This window comes from Herbaspirillum sp. B65, assembly GCF_000333555.1.
Lineage (GTDB): Bacteria > Pseudomonadota > Gammaproteobacteria > Burkholderiales > Burkholderiaceae_D > Herbaspirillum > Herbaspirillum rubrisubalbicans.
Genome location: NZ_BADI01000021.1, coordinates 1 through 5,223, shown reverse-complemented (window position 1 = coordinate 5,223; position 5,223 = coordinate 1). Strand labels below are relative to the sequence as shown.

The following is a 5,223-nucleotide window of genomic DNA, read 5'->3' as shown; positions in this document are numbered from 1 at the left end:
CACATGTTCCGCACTGAACTGGGCGGACAGGCGCAGGATATCTTCGCGGTTGGGCAGGTCATCGGCCAGCGCGGCCGGCACCGCCTGCGCCAGCGCGATCTGGTGCAGCAGCGTGCCCAGGTCTTGCAGAGCGGCGTTGTAGGACAGGCTGCGGGTGGCCATGTCGTCGGCCACGCCCAGCAGCGCGGCGCCATCCTGCACGGCCAGCGCATCGAGCACACGGATCAGGTAGGACTGGTCCAGTGCGCCCAGCATCCCTTGCACCGCTTCCAGCGTGACCTTGCCGGCGGCATAGGCGATGGCTTGGTCGGTCAGCGAGAGCGCATCGCGCATGGAACCGGACGCACCTTGGGCCAGCAGGCGCAGCGCCGGGGGATCGAATTCGATGCCCTCCTGGTTCAGGATATTGTCGAGGTGGCCGATGATGTGGCCGGGCGGCATCTGCTTGAGGTTGAACTGCAGGCAGCGCGACAGTACGGTCACGGGAATCTTTTGCGGATCGGTGGTGGCCAGGATGAACTTGATGTGCTCCGGCGGCTCTTCCAGCGTCTTCAGCATGGCGTTGAAGGCGTGGTTGGTGAGCATGTGCACTTCGTCGATCATGTAGACCTTGAAGCGCGCGTTCGAAGGGGCATAGATGGCCTGCTCCAGCAGTTGCGCCATCTCGTCCACGCCACGGTTGGAGGCGGCGTCCATCTCGATGTAGTCGACGAAGCGGCCGGCATCGATGGCTACGCACGCTTCGCATACGCCACAGGGGGCGGCGGTGATGCCGCCGGTACCGTCAGGGCCGACGCAATTGAGCGACTTGGCCAGGATGCGCGAGAGCGTGGTCTTGCCCACGCCGCGGGTACCGGTGAAGAGGTAGGCGTGGTGCAGCCGCTGCTGTTCCAGCGCGTGCGTCAGCGCGCGCACGACGTGTTCCTGGCCGACCAGGGTGTCGAAGCTGCGGGGACGGTATTTACGGGCGAGAACTTGATAAGACATGGGGTGGCTGCTGTCGGCTTTTTGGCTCAGGGGGGCATTTTAAGCTATTTCGCCGCCGCCATCGCCTTTGCCTGCATGGCACCGCTGCGCCAGTCGCTCAGGCCAGCACGCGACTGGCCTTCTTGCGCTCGTACATGGCGGCATCGGCACTGCCGAGCAGGGCCGACAGGTCCGGGTGACGAGCCGGGTCGTACTGCGCTACGCCCACGCAATAATCCAGTTGGTAGGGCCGTTGGCCGTTGCGGTTGAAGTCCTGCACGGCAGCTTCCAGGTGGGCCAGCACCACGGTCGAATCGGTCAGGGCGGTATTGGTCAGGAACACCACGAATTCATCGCCGCCCAGGCGACCGATGACGTCGGACTCACGCAGGTTGTCCATCAACAGGCGGGCAAAATCGGTCAGCGCCCTATCCCCTTCGAGATGGCCGAAGCGATCATTGATCTGCTTGAAATGATTGAGATCGAAATACAGCAGACTGGCCGCACGCGCGCTGCGCTTGCCGGCAGCCATGGCGTGCTGCGCCAGCGTAGTGAAGCCACGCCGGTTGGAGACCCCGGTGAGCTCGTCGATGGTGGCCATCCTCACCGCGACCAACTCCTGCTCGACCATGGCCGCCAGGTCTTTCAACAAGGCCTGTTGCTCGGCATCGAAGCTGCGCGGCACGATGTCGACCAGGCATAAGGTGCCCAGGTTGAAGCCGCCCTCGCTCTTGATCGGGCAGCCGGCATAAAAGCGCAGGTAGGGCTCGCCGATGACTTGCGGATTGTCGGCAAAGCGCGCATCAAGCCGGGCATCGGGCACGATGGTCAGTTCTTCGTTGAGAATGGCGTGGGCACAGAAGGAAATGTCGCGCGAGGTCTCGCTGGCATCGCCCAGGCCGACGCAGGACTTGAACCATTGCCGATGCACGTCGATCAGGGTCACCACGGCCATGGGCACGTCGAACAGACGACGCGCCAGCCGGGTCAGGCGGTCGAAACGTTCTTCGCGCGGCGTATCGAGAATGCGCAAGGAATGCAAGGCCTCGATACGGGCAGACTCATTGGCGGGCAGCTCGGCGATTGGCATGGTTCATCAGCGCAGGGGGGACGTGGTTGCCGACGTTTGCGACAAGATGCGCCTCACTTTAACCGCAATTTTTTCGAGAAACAAGAATTAGTTGAGCACAAAACCGGGCGCTCTCGACAACCTCACCCATCCCTCTGAAGCGACCGAACGACAGGTTCCCATGCACCCTGACCTGCCGTCGATCCAGCCTTGCCGGCTGGACTCATGATATGGGGCATCCGCCCGAAACGCCCGTCCTGGGCGGCTCTCTTTTAGAAATTTTCACCTGATGAGAGATGAAGGTGAAGATCATTTCCCAGCAGCAGCAGGCTGCTCGCCCTTGGTGGTTGAAGTGGTAGCTTGCTTGTCCTGGTTCTCGCCGTTCGGGGTCTTGGGCGATTTGGCCGATTTGGCAGACGAAGCCGCCGGAGTCGCTGCGGCATCGGCCGAGCGGGACTGGCCGTTGACCGTCAAGCCATTGGTGGAGAGCCGGACGGCAGACTTGTCCTTGATGCCCTTGACGCGTTTTTCCAGGTCGCCCCAGCTCTTGAAGGCGCCATCTTTGGTGCGCGCTTCCAGGATGCGCTTGGACAGCGCCGGCCCGATACCGCGCACGCCATCCAGCGCGGCCTGGTCGGCCTTGTTGACGTCCACTTCGGCCCAGGCCAGGCCGGTGGCGACGAAGAAGCTGAGAATGAACAACAGGGTGTGCTTCAACATGATGCTTCCTTTCGACTTTTGGTTGAGGAAAAACAAAGGGCAGCCCACCATGCGGTGGACTGCCCTTGCTCAACGACAAGCCAGGCAGCCTGTTGACCGTAAAGCGACTAGAAATGCTCGCTTAAATCATCCTGCCAATAATTCCTCGCGGGTGACGGTGGCCGTCCCCAGTTTGCCGACCACGATGCCACCTGCACGATTGGCCATAGTGACCGCATCGACCAGCGAGGCGCCCGCTCCCAGCATCACGGCCAGGGTGCCGATGACGGTGTCGCCGGCGCCGGAGACGTCATAGACTTCCCGCGCCATGGTCGGGAAATGCGTGACCTCGCCTTCGCGGTACAGGCTCATGCCTTCTTCCGAACGGGTCAGCAACAGCGCTTCCAGGTTCAGTTCGGTACGCAATTGCTGGGCGCGCGCGGTGAGGTCCGCTTCGTTCTTCCACTGGCCGACGATGCGGACCAGCTCCGACTTGTTGGGGGTGAGGATGGACGCCCCGGCATAGCGGGCAAAATCCTCGCCCTTGGGATCGACCAGGATGCGCTTGCCCAGCTTCCTGGCCGTGGCGATCATCTCGGCCACGTTGACCAGGCTGCCCTTGGCGTAGTCGGAAAAGATGATGACGTCGTAATCGGCCACCAGCGAATTGAACTGCGTAAGCTTGTCGCGCAGCACGGTATCGGTGGGGGCTTCTTCAAAGTCGATGCGCACCAGTTGCTGCTGGCGACCGATCACGCGCAGCTTGACGATGGTGGAGATGCTGGGATCGCGATTGAGATGGCTGTGGATGCCCATCTCGCCCAGCATGTGGTCCATCACGCGGGCCGGTTCATCGTCGCCGGTCACGCCCAGCAGTGCGGTCTGGGCGCCCAGGCTGGCAGTATTGCGCGCCACGTTGGCCGCGCCGCCCAGGCGCTCTTCCTTGCGCTCGACCCGCACCACCGGCACCGGAGCTTCGGGCGAGATGCGGTTGACTTCGCCGAACCAGTAACGGTCCAGCATGACGTCGCCGACGATGAGGATACGGGCGGCATCCCAGGCCGATGCGATATTCTTGTCCACGATTTGGCCCACCTTGTTGTCCTGTTTTTTCTATCGCTTATTGCACACGCGCTGGCAGCGAACGACCGATACCGTAGTATTCGACGCCGCTGTCGGCCATCACCTGGGGATCGAACAGATTGCGGCCATCGAAGATGACCGGATGGTTCAAGGCTGCCTTGACGCGCTCCAGGTCGGGGCTGCGGAAGGCTTTCCATTCGGTGACGATGGCCAGGGCGTCGGCACCCTGCAAGGTATCCATGGGCGACGTGGCGAAGCGGATGCGTTGCAGCAGGCTGGCGTCGTCAGCGAAATCCAGCTCCAGCACACGCGCTGCTTCCTTCATGGCCACCGGATCATAGACCGCCACGCTGGCGCCGCGCCGCACCAGTTCGTCGATCAGCACGCGCGAAGATGCTTCGCGCATGTCGTCGGTATTGGGCTTGAAGGCCAGCCCCCAGATGGCGAAATGCTTGCCGGAAAGATCGTCGCCGAAGCGGTTCACCACCTTCTTGCCCAGCACATGTTTCTGCAGATCATTGACCTGTTCCACCGCGCGCAGGATCAGCAGCGACTGGTCATAGTCGCGCGCGGTACGTTCCAGTGCCTGTACATCCTTGGGGAAGCAGGAACCGCCATAGCCACAGCCGGCATAGAGGAAGCTGTGACCGATGCGCGGGTCCGAACCGATGCCGTGACGCACCGACTCGATATCGGCACCGACACGATCGGCCAGGTTGGCCAGTTCATTCATGAAGGAAATGCGCGTGGCCAGCATGGCGTTGGCGGCGTACTTGGTGAATTCGGCCGAGCGCACGTCCATCCAGTAGGTGCGTTCGTGATTGCGGTTGAAGGGCGCGTAGAGCTTTTTCATCTGTGCCTGCGCACGCAGGCCTTCGGGGCTCTGGTCGTGGCCGATGACGATGCGATCAGGACGCATGAAGTCTTCGACTGCCGCGCCTTCCTTGAGGAATTCCGGGTTGGAGACGACCGAAAAACTCAATTCGGTCTTGCCGCGCGTTGCCAGTTCGGCGCCGATGGCGGCCTTGACACGGTCGGCAGTACCGACCGGCACGGTGGACTTGTCGACCACTACCTTGAAGCCTTCCATGTGACGCCCGATGTTACGTGCTGCAGCCAGCACGTATTGCAAGTCGGCCGAGCCGTCTTCGTCGGGCGGGGTACCCACGGCGATGAACTGGATGTCACCATGGGCCACGCTGGCGGCCACGTCGGTGGAAAATTGCAGACGACCGGCAGCGCGGTTGCGGGCCACCACTTCTTCCAGGCCGGGTTCGTGGATAGGGATGCCACCGTTGTTGAGGATATCGACCTTGCGCTGGTCGAGGTCCAGGCAGAACACGTCGTTACCCAGTTACGGCCAGGCAGGCGCCGGTCACCAGGCCAACGTAGCCGGTGCCGATGAT

General features: G+C 62.4%; 4 protein-coding genes and 1 pseudogene. All 5 read right to left on the bottom strand.

Annotation, left to right across the window (positions count from 1 at the left end; translation table 11 throughout):
• The coding region (gene dnaX / locus I5W_RS00430) for a DNA polymerase III subunit gamma/tau (protein WP_044527773.1) at nt 1-987 on the bottom strand (987 nt) is incomplete at its 3' end.
• 97 nt (nt 988-1,084) lie between these two features.
• Nucleotides 1,085-2,056: a sensor domain-containing diguanylate cyclase gene (locus tag I5W_RS00425; protein ID WP_044527772.1), complete on the bottom strand. Its 972-nt coding sequence runs from the start codon at nt 2,054-2,056 to the stop codon at nt 1,085-1,087.
• 288 nt (nt 2,057-2,344) lie between these two features.
• Nucleotides 2,345-2,755 carry a ComEA family DNA-binding protein gene (locus tag I5W_RS00420; protein ID WP_044527771.1) on the bottom strand — a complete coding sequence of 137 codons (411 nt, stop codon included), beginning with the start codon at nt 2,753-2,755 and terminating at the stop codon, nt 2,345-2,347.
• A gap of 126 nt (nt 2,756-2,881) precedes the next feature.
• Nucleotides 2,882-3,829, bottom strand: a complete 948-nt coding sequence (rfaE1, locus tag I5W_RS00415; protein ID WP_050010594.1) for a D-glycero-beta-D-manno-heptose-7-phosphate kinase — start codon at nt 3,827-3,829, stop codon at nt 2,882-2,884.
• 25 nt (nt 3,830-3,854) lie between these two features.
• Nucleotides 3,855-5,223 (bottom strand): annotated as a pseudogene (locus I5W_RS00410) (UDP-glucose dehydrogenase family protein); the annotation flags it as partial.

Bases quoted from the DNA above. Each gene is read 5' to 3' on its own strand.
- I5W_RS00420 (WP_044527771.1), bottom strand. From the start codon at position 2,755: ATGTTGAAGCACACCCTGTTGTTCATTCTCAGCTTCTTCGTCGCCACC.
- I5W_RS00425 (WP_044527772.1), bottom strand. From the start codon at position 2,056: ATGCCAATCGCCGAGCTGCCCGCCAATGAGTCTGCCCGTATCGAGGCC.